The organism is Arthrobacter sp. R3-55 (assembly GCF_054161505.1).
In genome coordinates this window covers 3,045,637-3,067,930 of record NZ_CP096423.1, presented here as the reverse complement: position 1 = coordinate 3,067,930, position 22,294 = coordinate 3,045,637, and the positions used below count along the sequence as shown (strand labels likewise).

The window sequence follows — 22,294 nt, the reverse complement described above, 5'->3', positions numbered from 1 at the left end:
GTCCATGGGAAATTTCTGGGTCTCGTTAAAGAAGAACCGAACCAAAATCTGGGTCGGTGCCATCACCCTGCTGCTGGTCCTGTATCTGGTGGTGTCCGTCCAGCGTTCATTCCTCCTGCTCGGCGACCCCAACCTGGTTGCGAAGGGCATTGGAGCGGCCTATCTGGTGCTGCCCGTCGTTGGTGCGTGGGCACTCATCCGCGAGCTCTTGTTTGGCGCCCGCACCGAGCAGATGGCCAAGGTCCTTGAAGCCGAAGGCGGCCTGCCGGAGGACACCTTGCCGCGCACGCCGGGCGGACGGATAGTCCGGGCTGCAGCCGATGAGGAGTTTGAGAAGTACCGGGCAGAGGCCGAGGCCGCGCCTGAGGATTGGCGGTCCTGGTTCCGGTTGAGTTGTGCCTATGACGCCTCGGGAGACCGTAAGCGCGCCCGGGCGTCAATGCGCGACGCCGTTAAGCTGTTCCGCTCTCAGCCCACCGCTGCGGGCCGGTAGCTGCCCAGCCTCGACGCCGCATGGGCCACCCATTCCAAGGGCCCGCGACGCCGGAGCAACGTGAAGCACACCCCAATCACCGCGGCACACAGTGCCTGGGTCCAATACATGCCCTCTTCCGTCCATCCTGCCGGCATCGGCTGGTTGGTGAAGCCGGAGACAACCCACACGTGGGCGGAGTAGAGGCTAAGCGTCATGGCTCCCGGCCCGCTGAGCACTATCAGGAAATTGACCTTGATGCGCTCAGCTGCCTTGCCCAGCAGCAGGAAGAAACCCACCACTGCGGCAGCTGTTCCACTGCTATGCAGGAGGTCCAGGGTGGTTCCGGCATGGGGGGATGCCGTAGCCAACCACCACCATGAACCTGTTTGTTCCAGCCCCGTCAGATTGACCTGGAGCATGCTTTCCAAGGGGTACCCTCTGGTGCCCGGAAGCGTCTCCAGCGCGGCCCGGCCGCCCCATGCTTCCATCGCCAGGAAACCGGCTGCCTTGGTCACGGCTGCCGCAATGATTCCGCCGGTCAACAACAGCACCTGCACCGTGGTCCTCGTCAGCGCCAAGCGTCCAATGACCAGCCCTATCAAGAGGTAGGAGATCCACTGGAACACCGGGTAGTAGCCGGTGAAGAAGAGATCAGCGAGGAGGCGGCCGGGCGTTCCCAGATCCTCAGCGTTGGGGTTGTGGCCCAGTTGAAGGGGCGGTGTGGTGTCCAACAGCAGGGGCCGGATCAGGTAAGCCAGCACCGGGGACGCGAGGACCCAGCCCAGGGCCCAGAAGCAGAGTGCCCTCAGCCGGAGCCCAAGGAATGGCAGGATGCACAGGAAGAGCACGGCGTAATGGACAAGGATGATGGCAACGTTGACATCCAGTCCACCCAAAGTCAGGCCCACCACCGCGATCACCAAGGCGCGCATGGCGACGCCACCCCTGGCTGCCGCAAGATCGCTTCCGTGGCGCGGTTCCTGCTTGCCGGTGCTCAAAGCCAGTCCGATGCCGGCCAGAACTGCGAACAATGCAGCAGACCGGCCTGAGAACACCAGCCCCACGAAGGTCGGCTCCCATGAGGGCGAGGGACCAAATGTCGGGAGGAGGTGCGTGGACATCATGCCCAGCAGCGCAGCGCCCCTGGCGGCGTCGACGCCTGTCAGCCTGGAGGAGATCGTGCCGCCGCCGCGCGCTTTCCGCGGAGGCGCAGTCTCTTGCGAAGTCATGCTGCGATGGTCTCATAGCCAACTGTGAGCACTTCCGGCGGTAGAGTCCCATGCCATGGAATCCGTCAACGCCCAGTGGGCCGGAGCATTCACGATCATCCACGATGCCGACGGGTGGTATCATTTCCAGCGCCTTGACAGCGAACTCTTCATGCCACCGGCCACTGACGGCCTGGAAGAGCGCGCCAGGATGTGCGCCGGGATCCATGCAACCTGGACGGCGACGTCCGGGCACCTGGTCATTGAAGCCGAAGGCCCTGAGGACGGGTCGCCGTTCGACGTATTGGTGAACGGTGCCCTCCGGCATCGCGTGTCCGGTGCCGGTCGCGTCAGCCACCGCCTCGATCTTGGCTCAATGCCGCCGCAGTCAACTGTTCAATTGTGGCTCCCGCAGTACGGGTTCCTGCGTGTGCTTGAGGTGTCCCTGAAAGGTGAAGGCGTCAGCACAGCTGCAGCCGAAGGCAAGCGGTGGATTGCCTATGGCAGTTCCATCACGCAATGCAGGCAAGCCGATGGTCCTTCTGAAGCCTGGCCCGCGTTGGTGGCCAGGGAGTACGGCTGGCAACTGCAGTCGTTGGGATTCGGGGGCGAATGCCAGTTGGACCCGGCAGCGGAGAGCACCATATGTCAGCTTCCGGCGGACGTCATTTCCTTGTGCCTGGGGATCAATACGTACAACGTGGCGGCTTTTTCGGGGCGTACGTTCGCCAGCCAGGTCCTGGGCTTCGTCAGCAACATCCGGAAGGCGCACCCCAGGGTGCCCATCGCCGTCATTTCGCCGGTAATTTCACTTCCCAGGGAGTCTGCTCCCAACGCGGCCGGGTGGACACTTGCTGACTACAGGAACGCTATTGCCGACGTCGTCCGGGCAGTACGCGGGCGGGGCGATACGCGGCTGCATCTATTGGACGGGGAAGGGGTGTTTACCCCGGGGGAGGCCGCCGCGCTTATGCCCGATACGCTGCATCCGAACAATGACGGCTACCGGCTGATGGCTGCCAGATTGGGTCCGCAACTGGCGGCGGTCGCCAACCTCCGCAACTGACAGGTCTTTGCTCACTGCTGCATTGGCATGGCTGCGGGCTGAAAGGTGCACGTCTTGTCTTCGAATATATGTTCGAATACCATGGCACCATGAACGATGCTCCCAAGTCGCCGGACGGCCTGGCCGGTCCCATGAAAGCAATGAGCCCCGGCGTTGTTGACTTCCTGTTCAGGCAACTCGTGGCCGGCGAACCTCCGGAAGACACCCAGTGGCGCCGCGAGGGGACAGCCCTGGCCGAGCAGGCGCCGGGAGCGGAACTCGCCCGTCGCCTTTCTGAGACGGACCTGGATTCCCTGACCCCCTTGGAACTGTTCGAGTATGTCCGGGCGTCCCAGCGCTTGGTGACATGGGCGGAACACCTCAAGGAGCGGGCCGTGGCTCAGTACTGTGCGGAGCAACCGACCCGGACAAGAGGCCTCGCGTAACCTGGTCGGCCCGGAAAGGGGCTGAGGTCATGGCATGAGGACCATCACGCGGAACCCATTCTTGTAACAAGCCAGTGACAGGGTAACGTTTTTCCTATGTCTGACTTGCGCGCCCACACTCCCGCCCTTGGTACCCTGCTGACCGCTATGGTCACCCCGTTCACCGAGGACGGCAAGGTTGACTACGATCAAGCCGCCGCGCTGGCAGAAAAGCTCGTCCAGGATGGCTGTGACGGACTTGTGGTCACCGGCACCACAGGTGAGACCTCGACGCTCACCGATGACGAAAACGTTGGTATGTTCCGGGCAGTCAAAGAAGCCGTCGGTGGCAAAGCTGCCATCATCGCCGGAACCGGCACTAACGACACCGCACACTCGGTGCACCTTTCCCAGCGGGCCGCCGAAGTTGGCGTTGACGGCCTCCTGATCGTCACCCCGTACTACAACAAGCCCAGCCAGGCCGGCGTCCGGGCACACTTTGAGACGATTGCATCTTCAACGGACCTGCCCGTCATGCTTTACGACATCCCCGGCCGTTCTTCCATTGCCATCGCCCCGGAGACCATGATCGAGCTGGCCAAGCACCGGAACATCGTTGCGGTCAAGGATGCCAAGGCGGACTTTGCCGCTGCCACGCGGGTCATGGCTGAGACGGACCTCGTTTTCTACTCCGGTGATGACGGATTGACCCTCCAATGGATGGCGCTGGGCGCTGTCGGCCTGGTGGGCGTCACCACCCACGTGGCAACCAGTCGTTTCCGCGCCCTGGTGGATGCCGTGAATGCCAACGACCTCGCTGCGGCGAGGGCCATCAACTTTGAATTGGAACCCGTGGTTCGTGGAACCATGACCCGGGTCCAGGGCGCAGTAGCCGCCAAGCAGATTCTCAAGTGGCAGGGAGTCCTGCCCAACTCGGTTGTCCGTTTGCCCCTCGTGGAGCCGGACGCGGCCGAGATCGAAATCATCCGCGGGGATTTGGCGGAAGCCGGAATGGACTTCAACGTCTAGGCCGGTTTCGCCGGAAAGTAGCACAATATGACCCAAACCGCCCTTCCCGGACTGGTTACTCCGCCGAAACTGCCCAAAGGCACGCTGCGGATTGTTCCGCTCGGTGGCCTGGGAGAGATCGGCCGCAACATGGCCGTCTTCGAAATCGACGGCAAGTTGCTGGTCGTTGACTGTGGCGTGCTCTTCCCCGAGGAGACGCAGCCCGGTGTGGACTTGATCCTGCCCGATTTCTCGTACATCGAGGACCGGCTCCAGGACGTGGTCGGCGTCGTTCTGACTCACGGGCACGAGGACCACATCGGCGCTGTTCCTTATCTGTTGCGCCTCAAGGCCGATATTCCGCTGATCGGTTCCCAGTTGACCCTTGCCCTGGTGGAAGCAAAGCTTCAGGAACACCGGATCAAGCCGTATACCCTCACGGTCACCGAGGGCCAGGTGGAGCAGTTCGGCCCGTTCGAGTGCGAGTTCATCGCCGTCAACCACTCCATCCCGGATGCCTTGGCAGTTTTCATCCGGACCGAGGGTGGCACAGTTCTGCACACCGGCGACTTCAAGATGGACCAGTTGCCGCTGGACGGGCGCATCACAGACCTTCGCCACTTTGCGCGACTGGGTGAAGAGGGCGTGGACCTTTTCATGGCAGACTCCACCAACGCGGATGTCCCCGGATTCACCACGGCCGAGAAAGAAATCGGTCCTACCTTGGACCGCTTGTTCGGGCTGGCCAAGAAACGCCTGATCGTCGCTTCGTTCTCCTCCCATGTGCACCGGGTCCAGCAGGTCCTTGATGCTGCCGAAAAGCACGGCCGCAAGGTCGCGTTCGTTGGGCGCTCCATGGTGCGGAACATGGCCATAGCGGCCAAACTGGGGTACTTGGATGTGCCGGATAACATCCTGGTGGATATCAAGAACATCGACAACATGCCCGATGACCGCGTGGTGCTGATGTCCACTGGTTCGCAGGGCGAGCCGATGGCGGCCCTGTCGAGGATGGCCAACGGCGACCACCGCGTAGTAGTTGGCCCCGGCGACACCGTCATCCTGGCTTCCAGCCTGATTCCCGGCAACGAGAATGCGGTGTTCCGCATCATCAACGGTCTGCTCAAACTCGGGGCGGATGTGATCCACAAGGGCACTGCGAAGGTCCACGTTTCCGGGCACGCAGCGGCAGGGGAGCTCCTGTACTGCTATAACATCCTTGAGCCGCTCAACGCCATGCCTGTGCACGGGGAAACCCGGCACCTTATCGCCAACGGCAACATTGCGCTGGAATCCGGTGTTCCGTCCGAGGGCATCATCCTCAGCGACAACGGAACCGTGATCGACCTCAAGGACCACAAGGCCAATATCGTCGGCCAGGTGGAGGTCGGATTCGTCTACGTTGACGGTTCCAGCGTGGGTGAGATCACCGACGCCGACCTCAAGGACCGCCGCATCCTGGGCGACGAAGGCTTCATTTCCATCATCACGGTCATCAACCGCACTACCGGCAAGATCGTGTCCGGGCCGGAAATCCACGCCCGTGGTGTTGCTGAGGACGACTCGGTCTTCGATGAGATCATCCCCAAGATCAATGCCGCGTTGGAGGAAGCCGTGCTTAATCACGCAGACCACACCAACCACCAGCTGCAGCAGGTGGTCCGCAGAATCATCGGCACTTGGGTCAACCGCAAGCTCCGCCGCCGCCCCATGATCATTCCGGTGGTCCTCGAGGCGTAGTCCGGGCAACATGCACACCAAGGGGGCCTGAAATCCGCGGATTTCAGGCCCCCTTGGGGTACCGTGGCACTTATGGCGACCCGTACTACCTCCACGCCACGAGGCAGCTCCAGCAGTAAATCCGGCGGCACAGGCCGGGGCGCAGCTGCATCCAAAAGCACTGCAGCCGCGGCCAGGAACGGTCGGGGAAGCACTGCCCGCACCAAGCAGGCAGCCGCCGTCGAGCCCCAGGCCCCGCTGCCCCTGCGCCTTCTTTCGGGTTTTTGGCAGGGGATCGGCCATGTTGTCGGCGCCGGCGTCCGGCGCATTGGCTATGACGTCAGTGACCTCGAGCCCGCCGACCGGCGTGACGGCGCAGCCCTGTTCAACCTGGTGTTGGGCATTGCTATTGCCACCTTCGCCTGGTGGGGCCTGACAGGCTGGCTCCCGGACGTCGTTTACAGCGTGGTCAACGGAACGTTTGGTTGGATGACCTTGATCCTGCCTTTCATGCTTTTTGTGTGCGCATTCCGCTTGTTTCGGAAGCCACAGGACGGCCGTGGCAACAATCGTGTAGGCATTGGGTTCATGATCATGACCTTGGCCGGTTCGGGGCTGGCCCACGTCATTGGCGGCCTGCCCACCGTGGCCGACGGGTTCGATGGCTTGCGCAAGGCAGGCGGCATGCTTGGATTCCTCGCCGCCGCGCCTCTGGCCGCGATCCACGTCGCGGTGCCGGTGATCCTTTACAGCTTGTTGGCGTTCGTCTCCTTCCTGATTGTCACCGCAACCCCGTTCGGCGCCATTCCCGCCCGGATCCGGGGGGCGTATGAGCACCTGATGGGCGTTGACCTCATGGACGGTTCGGGCAAAGACGCCCACGACCGCAGCTACCTTTACGAAAACGACGCACCTGCAAAGCCCAAGAAGAAGCGCATGCGCCTCTTCGGCAAGGACCAGGAACCCGAGGCAGGGCTGGAAGGCTACGTCGGGGACGAAGCTTTCGAACACGCAATAGTCGACGACGACGAAACTCCCGCCGCGTCCGAACCCCGCGTTCCGCCGGGCGTACGTCGCCCCACCCAGGCCGAGATCGCCGTCGGGAAGATCAAGGCCGCCCAAGGTCTCGGTGCTGCGCCTGGCATCGACAACCCCACGGAGGCCATCCCGGTCATTACTCCTGAGATGAGCGCGCCTGCGGTTCCTGCCGCCCAGGTCCCGGCGAAGCCTGCCGGAGCGCCCCTTCCGCAAACGCCGATTCCACAGCGCACGGAGCAGTTGTCCCTCGCCGGGGATGTCACCTACACCCTGCCGGCCTCGGACTACCTGACCCCGGGCTCCATTCCGAAGGAGCGTACGGAGGCCAATGACGCCGTCGTCGCAGCCCTGACGGACACCCTGACGCAGTTCAATGTAGACGCCGCTGTGACCGGCTTCAGCCGTGGTCCCACCGTGACCCGCTATGAAATCGAGCTGTCTCCGGGCACCAAAGTGGAGCGCGTCACTGCACTGTCCAAGAACATCTCCTATGCCGTCGCATCCAGCGATGTCCGGATACTGAGCCCCATACCCGGCAAGTCCGCCATTGGTATCGAGATTCCCAACACGGACCGCGAAACGGTGTCCCTGGGCGATGTGCTGCGGAGCCAGAACGCCCGACGAACCGACCACCCCATGGTCATGGGTGTCGGCAAGGACGTCGAGGGCGGCTACGTGGTGGCCAACCTCGCCAAGATGCCGCACCTCCTTGTGGCCGGCGCCACCGGTGCTGGTAAGTCGAGCTTCGTCAACTCCATGATCACCTCCATCCTGATGCGCGCCACCCCGGACGAAGTCCGTATGGTCATGGTGGACCCCAAACGCGTGGAGCTCACCGCGTATGAAGGTGTGCCGCACCTCATCACACCCATCATCACCAACCCCAAAAAGGCTGCTGAAGCCCTGCAGTGGGTGGTCCGCGAGATGGACGCCCGTTACGACGACCTCGCCAACTACGGGTACAAGCACATTGACGACTTCAACAAGGCTGTCCGGGCGGGCAAAGTGGTGCCGCCGGTGGACTCCAAGCGGATCATCAAGCCCTATCCGTACCTCCTGGTGATTGTCGATGAGCTTGCCGACCTCATGATGGTGGCGCCTCGCGACGTCGAAGACTCAATCGTCCGCATCACCCAGCTGGCCCGTGCGGCCGGTATCCACCTGGTGCTGGCAACGCAGCGCCCCTCCGTTGATGTTGTCACCGGCCTGATCAAGGCGAATGTTCCTTCACGCATGGCCTTTGCTACCTCGTCTGTGACGGACTCCCGAGTGGTGTTGGACCAGCCGGGCGCGGAGAAGCTTATTGGCCAGGGTGACGCGCTCTTCCTGCCGATGGGTGCCTCAAAGGCGATGCGCGTCCAGGGTGCCTGGGTCACGGAATCGGAGATCCATAAGGTGGTGGAGCACGTCAAGGGACAGCTCCAGGCTGTCTACCGCGACGACGTTGCTGCCGAGGCTCCCAAGAAGCAGATCGACGACGACATCGGAGATGACCTCGAAGTCCTGCTGCAGGCTACTGAGCTGGTGGTCACCACGCAGTTCGGCTCTACTTCGATGCTGCAGCGCAAGCTGCGCGTAGGCTTCGCGAAAGCCGGACGGCTCATGGACCTCCTGGAATCACGCGGCGTAGTGGGCCCCTCCGAAGGCTCCAAGGCCCGCGATGTCCTGGTCAAGCCCGATGACCTCGCGGCCGTCCTGGCTGCGATGAAGGGCCAGGAATCGCCTGCTGCGCCCGACGCCCACACGGCAGCCCTGAGTGAGAACGCCAACTCCAATATCGCCGTCGGCGGCTATGCGGAGGACTTGGTTCAGGCAGACCTGGACAACCGGACGCAGGCCATTGAGTACTACGACGGTGCTGACGGCCCGAATGAGGACGACGAGGGCGGCGAGGACGCCTGGTCGCTCACAGGGCGCTAGCGTCAAAAAGCGGCAGCCCCAAAGACGGTAGCCTAGAGGGGTGACTACAGCCGAGGGTGATAACGCCACGTCCAGCAGCTCCGACGTCTGGAACCTGCCCAACATCCTCACGATGCTCCGCATCGTCCTGGTTCCTTTCTTCGTATGGTTCCTGGTGGCGGATAACGGCGAGTACGGTATCTGGCGCTGGGCCGCGGTGGTGGCCTTCGCGGTAGCCATCTACACAGACAAGCTCGACGGCGACATCGCCAGGGCCCGGGGCCTCATTACCAACTTCGGCAAGATCGCAGATCCCATCGCCGATAAATTGCTGATCGGCTCTGCCCTGGTACTTTTGTCCATCCTGGGGGAGTTGCCCTGGTGGGTGACCATCCTGATCCTGGTGCGCGAATGGGGGATTACAGCCCTGCGTTTCGTCGTCATCCGGTATGGAGTCATGCCGGCCTCCCGCGGTGGAAAGCTGAAGACTGTGGTGCAAACCGTGGCCATTTTCCTCTACATCCTTCCGTTGATGGCCATCGCCCCGTGGCTTGGCAACGTCGCCTTCTGGGTCATGATGGTGGCACTTGCCATCACCCTGTGGACCGGCGTCGAATATGTCATCCAGGCGCTTAAGCTCCGGGCGGCGGGTCGCCGCGCATGAGGCAAACGTCGACGGCGGTGGTTGCCGCTGCGATCGCGGGGAAGCAGACTGTGGCTACGGCGGAGTCGTTGACCGCCGGGATGGTCGCTGCAGCGTTGGCCAATACGCCCGGCGCATCGGGGATGCTGCAGGGCGGCGTCGTTGCGTATCAGAATTCCGTTAAATCCGATGTCCTGGGCGTCCCCAAGGAACTGCTTGCGGCCGTTGGTTCCGTTGACGGTGGGGTGGCTGAGGCCATGGCCGACGGCGCCCGGCGTGCCTGCGGTGCCAGCGTGGGGGTTTCCACCACAGGAGTGGCCGGACCCGATCCCCATGACGGCAAAGCGGTAGGGACGGTGTTCATCGGAATCGCTACGGAAACCGGAACACAGGCCTTTGAATGCAGCTTCACGGGGGACCGGCAGTCCATCCGCGAGCAAGCTTGCGAGGCTGCCCTGGCGCGTCTGCTTGCTGCGTTGGAAGGCGTTGGTTACCGTTCGTAAAGTAGCCGGGAACAAAAACTGATTGCCAATAGTTGTGTCATTGTGTCGCTTCGGAAGAGCCGGGGCGCCTAGGATATAAAAACCAACCCGGTCCGCCCACCAGCGAAACCGGAAGAACGAGGGAGCAAGGCGATACAGATGGTAAAGCAGCCCGTATCCGTGAACGGCGTTGTCCGCTGGAAGGATGTGGGCTTGGCTGATCAGGCACAGAGCGAACAGAAGGAGCGCAAAATGGTTGTACTACGCCACGAGATCGGTGATGTACTGCGCGATGTCCGCCAGCGTCAGGGCCGTACCCTCCGCGAGGTTTCGCACAGCGCCCGCGTCTCACTTGGTTACTTGAGTGAAGTTGAACGCGGCCAGAAGGAGGCTTCTTCCGAGCTCCTGTCCTCTATCTGCACAGCCCTGGATGTTCCGTTGTCCCACATGCTCCGCGAAGTCAGCGACCGTGTGGCTGTTGCTGAAGGAGTGTCCGTCCCGGACACCGTTCCGCAGGAGTTCTCCCAGCGTTACGGTCGCGATCTGGACCTCACGGACGACTTCCCGCAGGGAATGCTCTCCGGAGCCCGGTAGCCGTTCCACCAGAATTGGAAAGAAGGTCTCCAGCCAACGGCTGGGGACCTTCTTTTTGTCTTCCTTGTGGCTTTAAACTGTGGCCTCCAACTGTGGTCCTCCAGACCAGGGCCCGGACGGATCAGCCGGCGGGAGGCGCAGCGGGATCGGAAGAGGAATCAGTTTCCCGCAGGGTGACGTCCTTGAGCACGCCGTCGCCGTAGATGGCATTGAGGCGGCCCATGTAATCCGCGAGCGTTTGGACATCCTCAAGCGGCCATTCGCCGAGGCGTTCCCTGAACACCTGCCGCCGTGCATCCTGGACCTGGTGCATCTTGTCCTCGCCTTTGTCCGTCAGGCGAATTGATTGGGCCCTGCCGTCCTGCGGGTCCGCCTCTTTGTACACCAAGCCGATGCTCTCCAGGAAGGCGATCTGACGGCTCACGGACGGCTTACCCACCCCGATGCAGGTGGCCAGATCGGTGAGCCGGATGGGCCCTTCCCTCCTGATGACGGTCAGCAGCCCGTAGGCGGCCGGTTCCATATCCGGATGCACCTGGCGTGACAGCTGGTGGGAAATTGACCGGGCGCGGCGCCAGAGCAGGCTCAGCTGGTGTTCTACCTGCTGGAGGGCGTCGTCCACGGCGTCGCCTGGCACAGCCTGGTCGGGCGTGCTCTGGAGAGGATTGCTCATGGCAACCATTCTAGAGTCCGGGTCCGTGAGAGACTCTATCCGTGAGGGCAAGTGACTTTTGGCGATTGATGGACGACGAATTCGGGGCAGGCTATTCCCGGGTCCTGGCCGGCTCCTTGGTACTCGCAGGCGTGGGTGGAAGGACTGCCGTTGAGGCCTTGGCCTCCGGTTACCACCCCCGCGAGGTGTGGTTGGCCATGTGCGAAGTCCAGGATGTTCCCCCGGAACGCAGGCTGGGGCGGGACATCAAGCCTGCCTCCAGCTAATGCCATACCAGCAGCGGGACCGCCGGTTCCTGCTGCGGCAACGGGTGACACGCCGAGCCATTGTTCGAATATCTGTTCGGATGGGGATATGCTCCTTTGAGAGGAAAATTGGTCCCGAAGGCCGTGTTTCCGAGCTTCCGGATTGCCCGGTTGTCCACATAGCCGGATTCGGCTCATAAAAATGTCAGCGCTCCGTAATAGCGTCTGACATGACAGGAAAGCGGCCTTTCGGGCCACTCCACAGCGAGAAAGCATCAGAGGTGTGAACCATGGCGGCAACCCCGGATCGTGAAAAGGCGCTCGAAGCAGCGCTTGCCCAGATCGACAAGCAGTTCGGCAAAGGCTCCATCATGCGCCTGGGTGATGACACCCGCGCTCCGATCGAGATCATTCCCACCGGCTCCATCGCCTTGGATGTTGCCCTTGGCATTGGCGGCCTGCCCCGCGGCCGCGTCGTTGAAATCTACGGTCCTGAATCCTCGGGTAAGACCACCGTTGCCCTGCATGCTGTTGCCAATGCACAGCGCGCCGGTGGCATCGCTGCCTTCATCGACGCCGAGCACGCACTGGACCCGGATTATGCGGCCAAGCTCGGAGTTGATACGGACGCACTGCTGGTCTCCCAGCCGGATACCGGTGAGCAGGCCTTGGAGATCATGGACATGCTGGTGGGCTCCGGCTCCCTGGACATCATCGTCATTGACTCCGTGGCAGCTTTGGTGCCCCGTGCGGAAATCGAAGGCGAGATGGGTGACTCCCACGTGGGTCTCCAGGCACGACTGATGAGCCAGGCCCTGCGTAAGATCACCGGCCGGCTCAGCCAGACCAAGACCACCGCCATCTTCATTAACCAGCTTCGTGAAAAGATCGGCGTCTTCTTCGGCTCCCCGGAAACCACCACCGGTGGCAAGGCCCTGAAGTTCTACGCCTCGGTGCGAATCGATGTCCGTCGTATCCAGACTTTGAAGGAAGGTGCGGACTCGGTCGGTAACCGCACTAAAGCAAAGATCGTCAAGAACAAGATGGCTCCACCGTTCAAAATTGCTGAATTCGACATCATCTATGGCCAGGGCATCTCCCGCGAGGGCGGCATCATTGACATGGGCGTCGAGCACGGCATCATCAAGAAGTCCGGCTCGTGGTTTACCTATGATGGCGATCAACTGGGTCAGGGCATGGAGAACTCACGTCGGTTCCTGCGGGACAACCCGGAGCTCGCCCAGGAGCTGGAGCGCCTGATCAAGGAAAAGCTTGGCGTAGGCGTCAAGCCGGAAGAGGACTCCCCAAAGCTGAAGGCCGTTGACGGTTAGAAGAGGGCCGGATCCGGAATCGTCCGTATCCGCCGACCCCGAGCCCGATCCCGAGTCCGTGGCGCGCGCCATCGTCCTGAGGCAGTTGACGATGGCGCCACGGAGCCGGCTTCAGCTTTCGCGCAAGCTCGCGGAACGCAATGTGCCCGAGCATGTGGCAGAGGCAGTTCTGGACCGGTTCGAAGAAGTTCAGCTCATAGACGATGCTGAGTTCGCCAGGATGTGGGTGCGCAGCCGTTCGCAGAGCAAGAAGCTCGCCAAGGGCGCACTTCGTCGCGAACTGACGGACAAGGGAATTGAACTCGATGCTGCTGAAGAGGCCTTGTCGCAGCTCAGCGACCAGGATGAAGAGCTGGCTGCACGGGAACTTGTTCAACGCAAACTGAGGCCAGGCGTTGACCTGAACGATCGGGTGGAGCGGGATAAGTACACCCGCCGTCTGGCATCGATGCTGGCACGGAAGGGCTATGCGCCTTCCATGGCCTTCAGGATCGTCGGTGAAGTGCTCGCAGAAGCCGGTACCCTTGAGTAGTGAGTTTGACCATTCCTTCCCCAACAGCTGCCACCACTCCTTCGGCTGAACCCAGGACCTATCAGCTCCGTACCTTCGGCTGCCAGATGAACGTCCATGATTCCGAGCGCATGGCCGGGCTCCTGGAAGATGCGGGCTACGTTCCCGCCGATGGTGAACGCGCTGACGTGGTGGTCTTCAACACCTGCGCTGTTCGGGAAAACGCGGACAACAAACTCTACGGAAACCTCGGCCAGCTCCGGCAGGTCAAAGCGGAGAATCCCGGCATGCAGATTGCTGTGGGTGGTTGCCTGGCCCAGAAGGATCGGGAAACGATCGTCAAGAAGGCACCGTGGGTTGATGCCGTGTTTGGTACCCACAACGTGGGTGCCCTGCCCGCGCTGCTGGATCGGGCCCGGCACAACAATGAAGCACAACTTGAGATCCTCGAATCCCTGGATGTGTTCCCCTCCACCCTTCCCACCAAGCGGGAGTCTGTTTATTCAGGGTGGGTTTCCATCTCCGTCGGCTGCAACAACACCTGCACCTTCTGCATTGTGCCCTCCCTTCGCGGCAAGGAAAAGGACCGCCGTCCGGGCGAGATCCTCGCTGAGATCCAGGCGCTCGTGGACGACGGCGCGGTGGAAGTGACCCTGCTTGGCCAGAACGTTAACTCTTATGGCGTGGAGTTCGGGGACCGTCAGGCTTTCTCCAAACTCCTTCGTGCCTGCGGTGAAATAGAAGGCCTGGAGCGCGTCCGCTTCACCAGTCCGCATCCGGCGGCATTTACTGACGACGTCATCGAGGCCATGGCTGAGACCCCCAACGTCATGCCACAGTTGCATATGCCGCTCCAGTCCGGCTCGGACAAAATCCTCAAGGACATGCGCCGCTCCTACCGGTCCAGCCGGTTCCTGGGCATCCTTGACAAGGTTCGTGAGCTGATTCCCAACGCCGCCATCACCACGGACATCATTGTCGGATTCCCGGGCGAAACAGAAGACGATTTCCAAGCGACTCTGGACGTTGTGGAGAAGTCCCGCTTCTCTACGGCTTTTACTTTTCAGTACTCCAAACGGCCCGGGACTCCTGCCGCGGATCTGCCTGATCAGCTTCCCAAAGCCGTTGTTCAAGAACGCTTCGAAAGGCTCACGGCTCTCCAAGACCGCATTGCTGCCGAGGAGAACGCCAAGCAGCTGGGCCGAACCGTCGAAGTCCTGGTGACAGCCCAGTCAGGGCGCAAGGCGGAGGAGACCCACCGCTTGTCAGGTCGGTCCAAGGATCAGCGACTGGTGCACTTCTCCGTGCCGTCCGGCGCTGAAATTCCCCGCCCCGGAGATTTTGTGACGGTCACCATCACTGAGGCTGCTGCATTCCACCTGGTGGCAGATCCGGCCGACGCCGGAGACTACGTGCTGCGCCGCTCCCGCGCCGGCGATGCTTGGGATCGTTCACAAGCTGACTCCTGCGGCGTCCCGGCGCCCGGGGCGGCATCAGGCAAGGCTGGAGTGTCCCTTGGCATGCCGTCATTGCCGGCTCGTCGCGCCTGACGCCGGACCAGGATCACGTGTCTACTCCTGCCCGCGACGCTTCCCTGCCCGTCATCGCCGTGGTGGGTCCTACCGGTTCCGGTAAGTCGGACCTGGGTGTCAACCTTGCCCTTGCCCTGGACGGCGAGGTCATCAACGCAGACGCCCTGCAGTTCTACCGCGGCATGGACATTGGCACAGCCAAGATCAGCGTAGAAGAGCGCAAAGGCGTGCCCCATCACTTGCTGGACACCATGGACGTCACTCAAGAGGCCAGCGTTGCTGACTTCCAAGCGGATTGCCGTGCCGCCATCGAGGAAATCCGTTCGCGGGGAAAGCGTCCCATTGTGGTGGGAGGATCCGGCCTGTATGTCCGGGCCGCTTTGGATGTATTGGAGTTTCCCGGCACCGAGCCCACGATTCGAAAGGCCCTGGAGGACGAATGTGACGCGCACGGGCTCGCACCGCTGCGCGCCCGCCTTGAGGCCGTTGATCCTGTCTCGGCTGCCCGTCTGGGGGACGCGCGCAGGGTGATCCGCGCCCTTGAAGTGCACCAGCTCACTGGACGCCCTTTCAGTTCTTTCATGCCCCAGCGGGAGTACTTCCAGCCGGCGCTGCAGATCGGACTGTCCGTTGACAGGGAGGTTTTGCGGGAACGGTTGGCGCTCAGGGTCCATCGAATGGTGGGCGCCGGCTTGCTGGGCGAGGTTGAACGGCTCGATGCTGCCGGACTCAGGACGGGCAAGACGGCCTCCCGTGCGTTGGGATACTCGCAGTTCCTGAGGGTCCTGGACAACATGGCTGACGTTGCCACGGCCGCAGAGGAGACCATCGTAGCGACGAGGCAGTTCGCCAGGCGCCAGCTTACCTGGTTCAGGGCTGACCCCCGCATCACGTGGTTGGACTGGCAGGATCCCGGGTTGCTCGGCAAGGCAGTGGCTGCTGCCAAGTCGGAGCCAGCATAATTTCTGGCCGTACGCGGCTGGCAGGTAGCCTAGTGCCATGGATGAATCCTCCGCAGTTCCCGCCCGGCAGTCAGCAACTTCCGGCGCTTCCATGACCGCGTCCGGCCTTGCGGGCCTGGCGTTTTCCAAGGGCCATGGAACGGGCAATGACTTCGTCCTGATTGCCGATCCCGGCGATGCCCACGAGATCACTCCGGAACAGGTCGCGCAATTGTGTGATCGGCATGTGGGCATCGGTGGAGACGGTCTTATCCGCGCTGTTCCGTCTCGATTCCTCCCGGAGGGCCGTGACCTTCTGGAACAGGATCCGGAGGCCGAATGGTTCATGGACTACCGCAACGGGGATGGTTCCCTCTCCGAGATGTGCGGCAATGGCGTTCGCGTGTTTGTTCACTTCCTGATTGCCGAGAAATTGGTGGACCTTGGTCCGGGAGAAACGCTGACCATCGGCACCCGTGGAGGGATCAAGAAGGTGGTCCGCACGGCTAACGGATATGCAGTGGACATGGGCCCGTGGGAGTTCATTTTCCCTCAGGAAGCCACCACCAAGGCCATGGACGCGCTGGTCAGCGCGGAAGGCCTGGAAGTGGCACGGCCTGGACTGTCCGTCAGCATGGGCAATCCTCATACGGTTGTTGCCTTGGCCGAACTCAAGGAGTTGTCGGCAACACAATTGTTCAGGGCGCCGGTGGTTGATCCCAAGCCTGCCAATGGAACCAACGTCGAATTCGTGGTGCCGGCCGAACCGCTGGTTGAAGACGGCGTTGGCACCATCACCATGCGGGTCCATGAGCGCGGCGTGGGGGAGACCCAATCGTGCGGCACCGGTGCTTGTGCTGCCGCCGTCGCCATCCGTCACTGGGCCGGAAACACGGCACCCGACGATTGGCATGTAAAGGTGCCCGGCGGCGTCGTGGACGTCAAGTTCTTCCCCGGTGCGGGCGGCCGCGAGCACGTCGAGCTCAGCGGCCCGGCAGTCATCGTAGCTACAGGGACGCTTTCCTGATACGGATGATCCGGAACGATTTGGACGTGCTCTCACGGCTCACCGTGTAGGTTTTGTCCAGTTTCTCGGCGAGCCATCGCTGGAGGGAATCCGAGCCAAGATTCTTTTGCACCACCAGCCAGGCGTTTCCTCCGGGCGCGAGCCGCGGCAACCACGTCATCAGCAGCGCGTGGAGTTCGTCCTTGCCGATGCGGATGGGCGGATTGGACCAGATGGTGTCGAACTCGACGGCGGGGTCCACCTCGTGAGGCAGGCTTGCCCTGACGTTGTCCAGGCCAAGTGCTGCCGCATTCTCGTTGGTCAGCGTGACGCACCGTTCATTGACGTCCACAGCGTGCACCTTGGCATGGGGTGCCATGAGTCCCAGCGTTAGCGCGATGGGACCCCACCCGCAGCCGATGTCCAGCAGGTTTCCCTGCGGCGACGGCGGCGGAACTTCGGAGAAGAGAATCGCGGTGCCCTTGTCCACTCCGTCCGGGCTGAAGATGCCCGTGGAGGTCTGCAGTTGGCGAGTAGCCCCGGCGAGTTCAACCGTCAGCGGCTTCCTGGTGAACGGTCCGGCTGGCTGGGCGGTGAAATAGTGTGCAGACTCCATAATTTGCCAGATTAGTTGGCTATCGGCGCCATGGGAAACTGCCGCAGCCAACGGGGGATTTGACATCGGATGATAATGTGGAATGCATGTTCTTGATCTTCGAGTAATTCGAGTATTCCCGCCGAAATCCGCCTGAGCTTTCAGGCGTAGCACGGCACCGCCCGCGATGCAGGCCGTTCCTTGGTATAGAGCCAGGACACGGTCTTTCCGCCAGGCAGGTTCCACGGCAAAGTCTGTCGGCGCACCAGGGCCACGGACTTATCGAAGATCACACCTTTCCGACGCGCAATCCGAACCGCCAGCTCTTGGCGCGGTCCGGAAGATCAGCTGATCGGTGCAATCTCGAGATCGCCAGGAACCTCCCCGCGGATTCCAACCGCCAGATCACAGCAACCGCCGCCCGTTTTACCGGTGGCCGTTCAGCACAGGAGGCCCTCTTTGGCCGATGCCCGTCAGCCCAGCGCGAATAGCGCCCCATCGAGCAGCAAACAGCACTATTCTGGAATAGCCGAACAGTCTAAGGAGACCATGACCACCCAGAAGCACTCCGGATCCGATTCCGACGCCCAGGACATGAGTCCTGAACAAATCCAGGCCGTGATCGACCGGATTCTTTCCAAGGATGCTCCCGCGCGGACATCCGGTGACGACGACGCCACTGGCGTTTTCGGCAAGGCGCAGGCCATTTCCACGCTGGACCAGGAACACAGCATCTACGACGGCGACCAGGAAGACCTGGCCGAACGCCGTGCACTGCGCCGTACTGCCGGTTTGTCAACGGAACTCGAAGATGTCACCGAGGTCGAATACCGGCAACTGCGCCTTGAACGCGTCGTCTTGGCAGGATTGTGGACCGAAGGCACGCTGGCCGATGCAGAGAATTCGCTGCGTGAGCTCGCTGCCCTGGCAGAGACTGCCGGTTCGGAAGTCCTCGACGGCCTGGTGCAGCGGCGCACGAAGCCGGACCCCGGGACCTTCCTCGGTTCGGGCAAAGCCCAGGAACTCAAGGAGATTGTTGCTGCCACCGGTGCGGACACCGTGGTGGTGGACACTGAGCTGGCTCCATCGCAGCGACGCGGCCTTGAAGACATCGTCAAGGTCAAGGTTGTCGACCGGACCACATTGATCCTGGATATCTTCGCCCAGCACGCCAAGAGCCGTGAAGGCAAGGCTCAGGTTGAGCTGGCCCAGCTTGAGTACCTGCTGCCGCGCCTTCGTGGTTGGGGTGACTCCATGTCCCGCCAGGCCGGTGGCCAGGTGGGCGGCGCAGGGGCGGGCATGGGCTCGCGTGGTCCCGGTGAAACCAAGATCGAACTGGACCGTCGCCGGATCCGCACCCGGATGGCCAAGCTCCGGCGTGAAATCGCAGCCATGAAGCCGGCACGGGAGACCAAACGTGCCAATCGTCGTCGTAATGCAGTTCCCTCTGTTGCCATTGCCGGCTACACGAACGCCGGCAAGTCCTCCCTCCTGAACCGTCTTACTGACGCCGGGGTCCTGGTGGAGAACGCCCTGTTCGCCACCCTGGATCCCACCGTTCGTAAAGCGCAGACGCCCGATGGCATCGGTTACACGCTGGCGGACACTGTGGGGTTTGTCCGTTCACTGCCCACGCAGCTGATTGAGGCCTTCCGTTCCACGCTGGAAGAGGTGGCGGACGCCGACCTGATCCTGCACGTCGTGGATGCCTCACATCCGGACCCCGAAGGCCAGATCGCTGCTGTCCGCGCTGTCTTCACGGAAGTGGATGCCCGCAAGGTGCCGGAGATCATCGTCCTGAACAAGGTCGATGTCGCGGATCCCTTCGTGGTGGAGCGCCTCAAGCAGAAGGAACCCCGGCACGCAGTGGTTTCCACCCGCACTGGCCAAGGCATCGCGGAGTTGCTGGAAGAGATCAGCCAATCCATTCCCCGTCCAGGCGTGCGCTTGGAACTGCTCATTCCCTACGACCGTGGCGAAATGATCAGCAAACTGCACAGTTCCGACTCTGAGATCCTCACCCTCGAACACGAGGAAAACGGGACGCGCGTGGTGGTTATGGTCCGCGAAGGACTGGCAGCCGAACTGGAGCCATTCATTACCAATGGTTGAGAAGGTGGCGGCGGACGCCGTCGAGTCGTTGGGGGAGAAAACCACCCTCGAGTTGTTGGACCGGGCTGTTGCCGGCATGGGCGGTCAAAGCCGTGCCGGTCAGCATGAAATGGCCAAACATGTCACCAGGGCCATCGAAACCGGCGAACACCTGCTGGTCCAGGCGGGAACGGGAACAGGAAAGTCTTTGGCGTACCTGATTCCCTTGATTGCACATTCAATGGACAGCGATAAACCGACTCTGGTATCCACCGCCACCTTGGCTCTCCAAACGCAGATTGTGGGCCGCGACTTACCGCGGCTGCTGGAGAACATCAACCCCGCTCTTGAACGGCCAGTCAAGGTTGCGCTGGTCAAGGGCAGGGCAAACTATGTCTGCCGGCAAAAGCTTGAAGGCGGCTTCCCCAGTGAGGAACCGTCCGAGGGGCAACTGTTTTCCTTGGGCGAGGACACCAGTGTCCCGCATTTTGCTGCCTCCATGGGAGGACCTCAATCCCAGCTGGGCAAGGAAGTGGTCCGGCTCCGGGAGTGGGCGGAAAAGACCGAAACCGGCGACCGTGACGAGCTCATGCCCGGCGTCACTGACCGTGCTTGGAGACAAGTCTCCGTGACGTCCATGGAGTGTCTCGGCGCGCAGAAGTGTCCCCTCGCGGAAGAGTGCTTCAGCGAGCTGGCAAGGTCGCGCGCAGGTGAAGCCGACGTCGTTGTCACCAACCACGCCATGCTGGCCGTGAGCGCCTTCGAGGGTTTGGCTGTGCTGCCTGAGTACGACGTCGTGGTGGTCGATGAGGCCCACGAGCTGCAGGACCGTGTGACCGGTGCGGTCTCCGGGCAGCTGTCCGTTGCCATGGTCCACGCGGCGGCCTCAAGTGCCCGCAAGCACACCGCCATCACCGTGGATGCCCTCAATGCTGCTGCCGATCGCCTGGATATGGCCATCGCGGGTGTGCCCAACGGACTTCTGCCCAGTGGGCTCAATGACGAACAACTCGATTGCCTGGACCAGTTGCGGGATGCCACGCGAGCGGCGCTGTCCGATTCCAAGACGGACTCCTCAAACGCGGTCGACGGCGGCAGGCAACTGGCGCGCTCACGGCTCATGCTCATCCTGGAGTTGTGTGAGCGCATGCTGGCAGCCAAGGAAAACCGGGAAGTCGTGTGGTTCTCTCGGAACAGCACTTTTGACCCCCAACAGGGATATTCCCAACCCGACGAGACTGCGCCTGCACTTATCAACATCGCTCCGTTGAGCGTTGCGGGCCGCTTGCGGGAGGGCTTGTTTGCGGGCCACACGGTGGTGCTCACCTCTGCCACGCTGGCCATAGGCTCGGCATTTGAGCCGGCCGCAGGTGGCCTGGGGCTGATTGGCGATGGGGCCCCCGGCTGGACGGGTATCGACGTCGGATCGCCCTTCGATTACCCCAAGCAAGGCGTGCTTTACGTGGCCAAGCACCTGCCCAAGCCTGGCCGGGGAACCTCGCCCGAGGCCCTGGACGAGTTGGAAGACCTCATCCGTGCCTCCGGTGGGGGAGCATTGTGTCTTTTCTCCTCGCGACGTGCGGCCGAAGAAGCTGCGGACGCCATGAGGCTGCGCCTGGACGTCAGCATTCTCTGTCAGGGTGAGTCCACTATGGCGGCCCTGGTGAAACAGTTCGCCGACGAACCCGATACCTGCCTTTTCGGAACGATGTCGCTCTGGCAAGGCGTGGATGTGCCGGGCGGTTCGTGCCGCCTGGTGGTCATCGACCGCATTCCCTTCCCGCGTCCGGATGACCCCCTGATGACTGCGCGCTCACGTGCAGTGGCACAATCGGGCGGAAACGGATTCATGGCCGTTTCAGCGACCCATGCAGCCATCCGTCTTGCCCAAGGTGCAGGTCGCCTCATTCGATCCACGGGCGACAAAGGTGTTGTAGCGGTTTTGGATTCCCGGCTCTCTACCGAACGCTATGGAGGCTTCCTGCGGGCCGCCCTGCCGCCATTCTGGGCGACGACGGACAGGAAGGTCGTGCGGGGCGTGCTGGAGCGGCTGGGGTCCTCCAAGGCCTCCTAGAGGGAACGCAGGACCGAAACAACCTTGCCCATGATGGTGGCTTGGTCGCCGAGGATGGGTTCGTACTGGGTGTTCTGGGGTAGCAGCCACGTGTGGCCGTCGCGCTGCCTGAAGGTCTTGACGGTTGCTTCGTCGTCCAGCAGGGCGGCAACGATGTCGCCATTGATGGCATCGTTCTGCCTGCGGACAACTACCCAGTCACCATCGCAGATCGCGGCGTCGATCATGGAGTCGCCGGCTACCTTGAGCATGAACAGCTCACCGTGCCCTACAAGCTGCCGGGGCAGCGGTAGGACGTCCTCCACTGTCTGGTCGGCAAGGATGGGTCCGCCGGCAGCGATCCGGCCAACCAACGGCACCATGGCGGTATCGCTGGCACTGGCAAGCTCAGTGACGGCGAGGCCTCCGGTGCTGCGGAGGGTTGCGGGCGCTTCCACTCCAGGAATGGGTCCACCATCCAAAGTCAGCGGCATAAGGACTTCCATGGCGCGCGGACGCTTGGGGTCCCTGCGGAGGTAGCCAAGCTTCTCCAACTGGGAAAGCTGATGCGTGACGCTGGACAGGCTTGCCAGGCCAACGGTGTCGCCAATCTCACGCATGCTGGGTGGATAGCCGTTGTCATTGACCGAGCGCTGGATGGTTTCCAGGATCTTCTTCTGCCGGACGGTCAGGCTCTTGGGACTCTTTTGAGGCTGCTGGCTCCGCAGGGGTGCCCCGCCGCCGGTGGCTTTCGCTGCCATGTTCGCCAATGCCTTTCCA

The 22,294-nt window shown here is 62.3% G+C and carries 21 protein-coding genes; 17 read left to right on the top strand and 4 right to left on the bottom strand.

The window, feature by feature from the left end; translation table 11 throughout:
• Positions 1-4 precede the first annotated feature (4 nt).
• Positions 5-493, top strand: coding sequence for a hypothetical protein (locus M1D51_RS14170; RefSeq protein ID WP_458106937.1), 489 nt, complete (start codon positions 5-7; stop codon positions 491-493).
• On the opposite strand, the gene M1D51_RS14165 is transcribed toward M1D51_RS14170, so the two are convergent.
• Positions 469-1,704, bottom strand: a complete 1,236-nt coding sequence (locus tag M1D51_RS14165) for a heparan-alpha-glucosaminide N-acetyltransferase domain-containing protein (protein ID WP_458106936.1) — start codon at positions 1,702-1,704, stop codon at positions 469-471. The genes M1D51_RS14170 and M1D51_RS14165 overlap by 25 nt on opposite strands.
• Before the next feature lie 55 nt (positions 1,705-1,759).
• On the opposite strand from M1D51_RS14165, the gene M1D51_RS14160 reads away from it, so the two are divergent.
• The 8 genes from M1D51_RS14160 to M1D51_RS14125 all read left to right on the top strand — a co-directional run bounded on the left by M1D51_RS14160 (position 1,760) and on the right by M1D51_RS14125 (position 10,536).
• A complete protein-coding gene (locus M1D51_RS14160; protein WP_458106935.1) occupies positions 1,760-2,749 on the top strand; it encodes a GDSL-type esterase/lipase family protein in 990 nt (329 codons plus the stop codon).
• Positions 2,750-2,838: 89 nt separating this feature from the next.
• Positions 2,839-3,174 carry a hypothetical protein gene (locus M1D51_RS14155; protein ID WP_458106934.1) on the top strand — a complete coding sequence of 112 codons (336 nt, stop codon included), beginning with the start codon at positions 2,839-2,841 and terminating at the stop codon, positions 3,172-3,174.
• Between the two features lie 96 nt (positions 3,175-3,270).
• On the top strand, positions 3,271-4,182 hold the full coding sequence (dapA, locus tag M1D51_RS14150; protein WP_172323942.1) for a 4-hydroxy-tetrahydrodipicolinate synthase: 912 nt from the start codon (positions 3,271-3,273) through the stop codon (positions 4,180-4,182).
• A gap of 27 nt (positions 4,183-4,209) precedes the next feature.
• Complete coding sequence (locus tag M1D51_RS14145; RefSeq protein ID WP_172323943.1) at positions 4,210-5,901, top strand: ribonuclease J; 1,692 nt, start codon at positions 4,210-4,212, stop codon at positions 5,899-5,901.
• 72 nt (positions 5,902-5,973) lie between these two features.
• On the top strand, positions 5,974-8,838 hold the full coding sequence (locus tag M1D51_RS14140) for a DNA translocase FtsK (RefSeq protein ID WP_458106933.1): 2,865 nt from the start codon (positions 5,974-5,976) through the stop codon (positions 8,836-8,838).
• A gap of 40 nt (positions 8,839-8,878) precedes the next feature.
• A complete protein-coding gene (pgsA, locus tag M1D51_RS14135) occupies positions 8,879-9,481 on the top strand; it encodes a CDP-diacylglycerol--glycerol-3-phosphate 3-phosphatidyltransferase (protein ID WP_458106932.1) in 603 nt (200 codons plus the stop codon).
• The gene (locus M1D51_RS14130) at positions 9,478-9,963 is read left to right on the top strand and encodes a CinA family protein (protein ID WP_458106931.1); all 486 of its coding nucleotides are present in this window, start codon (positions 9,478-9,480) and stop codon (positions 9,961-9,963) included. Before pgsA ends, M1D51_RS14130 begins: the two co-directional genes overlap by 4 nt.
• A gap of 138 nt (positions 9,964-10,101) precedes the next feature.
• Complete coding sequence (locus M1D51_RS14125) at positions 10,102-10,536, top strand: helix-turn-helix domain-containing protein (protein WP_172323947.1); 435 nt, start codon at positions 10,102-10,104, stop codon at positions 10,534-10,536.
• A gap of 121 nt (positions 10,537-10,657) precedes the next feature.
• Here the strand turns inward: M1D51_RS14125 and M1D51_RS14120 are convergent, their stop codons facing one another.
• Positions 10,658-11,209, bottom strand: coding sequence for a MarR family winged helix-turn-helix transcriptional regulator (locus tag M1D51_RS14120; protein WP_458106930.1), 552 nt, complete (start codon positions 11,207-11,209; stop codon positions 10,658-10,660).
• A gap of 41 nt (positions 11,210-11,250) precedes the next feature.
• Here M1D51_RS14120 and M1D51_RS14115 point away from each other — a divergent pair, with 41 nt between their 5' ends.
• From M1D51_RS14115 to dapF, 6 genes are all read left to right on the top strand, one after another.
• Complete coding sequence (locus M1D51_RS14115) at positions 11,251-11,475, top strand: DUF3046 domain-containing protein (RefSeq protein ID WP_458106929.1); 225 nt, start codon at positions 11,251-11,253, stop codon at positions 11,473-11,475.
• Between the two features lie 269 nt (positions 11,476-11,744).
• Complete coding sequence (recA, locus tag M1D51_RS14110) at positions 11,745-12,785, top strand: recombinase RecA (protein ID WP_026541571.1); 1,041 nt, start codon at positions 11,745-11,747, stop codon at positions 12,783-12,785.
• Positions 12,775-13,317 carry a regulatory protein RecX gene (locus M1D51_RS14105; RefSeq protein ID WP_458106928.1) on the top strand — a complete coding sequence of 181 codons (543 nt, stop codon included), beginning with the start codon at positions 12,775-12,777 and terminating at the stop codon, positions 13,315-13,317. Before recA ends, M1D51_RS14105 begins: the two co-directional genes overlap by 11 nt.
• A complete protein-coding gene (gene miaB / locus M1D51_RS14100; protein WP_458106927.1) occupies positions 13,317-14,846 on the top strand; it encodes a tRNA (N6-isopentenyl adenosine(37)-C2)-methylthiotransferase MiaB in 1,530 nt (509 codons plus the stop codon). Before M1D51_RS14105 ends, miaB begins: the two co-directional genes overlap by 1 nt.
• 17 nt (positions 14,847-14,863) lie before the next feature.
• Positions 14,864-15,790: a tRNA (adenosine(37)-N6)-dimethylallyltransferase MiaA gene (miaA, locus tag M1D51_RS14095; RefSeq protein WP_458106926.1), complete on the top strand. Its 927-nt coding sequence runs from the start codon at positions 14,864-14,866 to the stop codon at positions 15,788-15,790.
• Positions 15,791-15,827: 37 nt separating this feature from the next.
• Positions 15,828-16,796, top strand: coding sequence for a diaminopimelate epimerase (dapF, locus tag M1D51_RS14090; protein ID WP_172323953.1), 969 nt, complete (start codon positions 15,828-15,830; stop codon positions 16,794-16,796).
• Here dapF and M1D51_RS14085 read toward each other — a convergent pair.
• The gene (locus tag M1D51_RS14085; protein ID WP_458106925.1) at positions 16,777-17,391 is read right to left on the bottom strand and encodes a class I SAM-dependent methyltransferase; all 615 of its coding nucleotides are present in this window, start codon (positions 17,389-17,391) and stop codon (positions 16,777-16,779) included. The genes dapF and M1D51_RS14085 overlap by 20 nt on opposite strands.
• 528 nt (positions 17,392-17,919) lie before the next feature.
• On the opposite strand from M1D51_RS14085, the gene hflX reads away from it, so the two are divergent.
• Both hflX and M1D51_RS14075 read left to right on the top strand, forming a co-directional pair.
• Complete coding sequence (hflX, locus tag M1D51_RS14080) at positions 17,920-19,482, top strand: GTPase HflX (protein ID WP_458106924.1); 1,563 nt, start codon at positions 17,920-17,922, stop codon at positions 19,480-19,482.
• The gene (locus M1D51_RS14075; RefSeq protein ID WP_172326237.1) at positions 19,475-21,535 is read left to right on the top strand and encodes an ATP-dependent DNA helicase; all 2,061 of its coding nucleotides are present in this window, start codon (positions 19,475-19,477) and stop codon (positions 21,533-21,535) included. Before hflX ends, M1D51_RS14075 begins: the two co-directional genes overlap by 8 nt.
• Here the strand turns inward: M1D51_RS14075 and lexA are convergent.
• A complete protein-coding gene (lexA, locus tag M1D51_RS14070; protein WP_458106923.1) occupies positions 21,532-22,275 on the bottom strand; it encodes a transcriptional repressor LexA in 744 nt (247 codons plus the stop codon). The two genes, M1D51_RS14075 and lexA, sit on opposite strands and share 4 nt — an antisense overlap.
• Positions 22,276-22,294 lie beyond the last annotated feature (19 nt).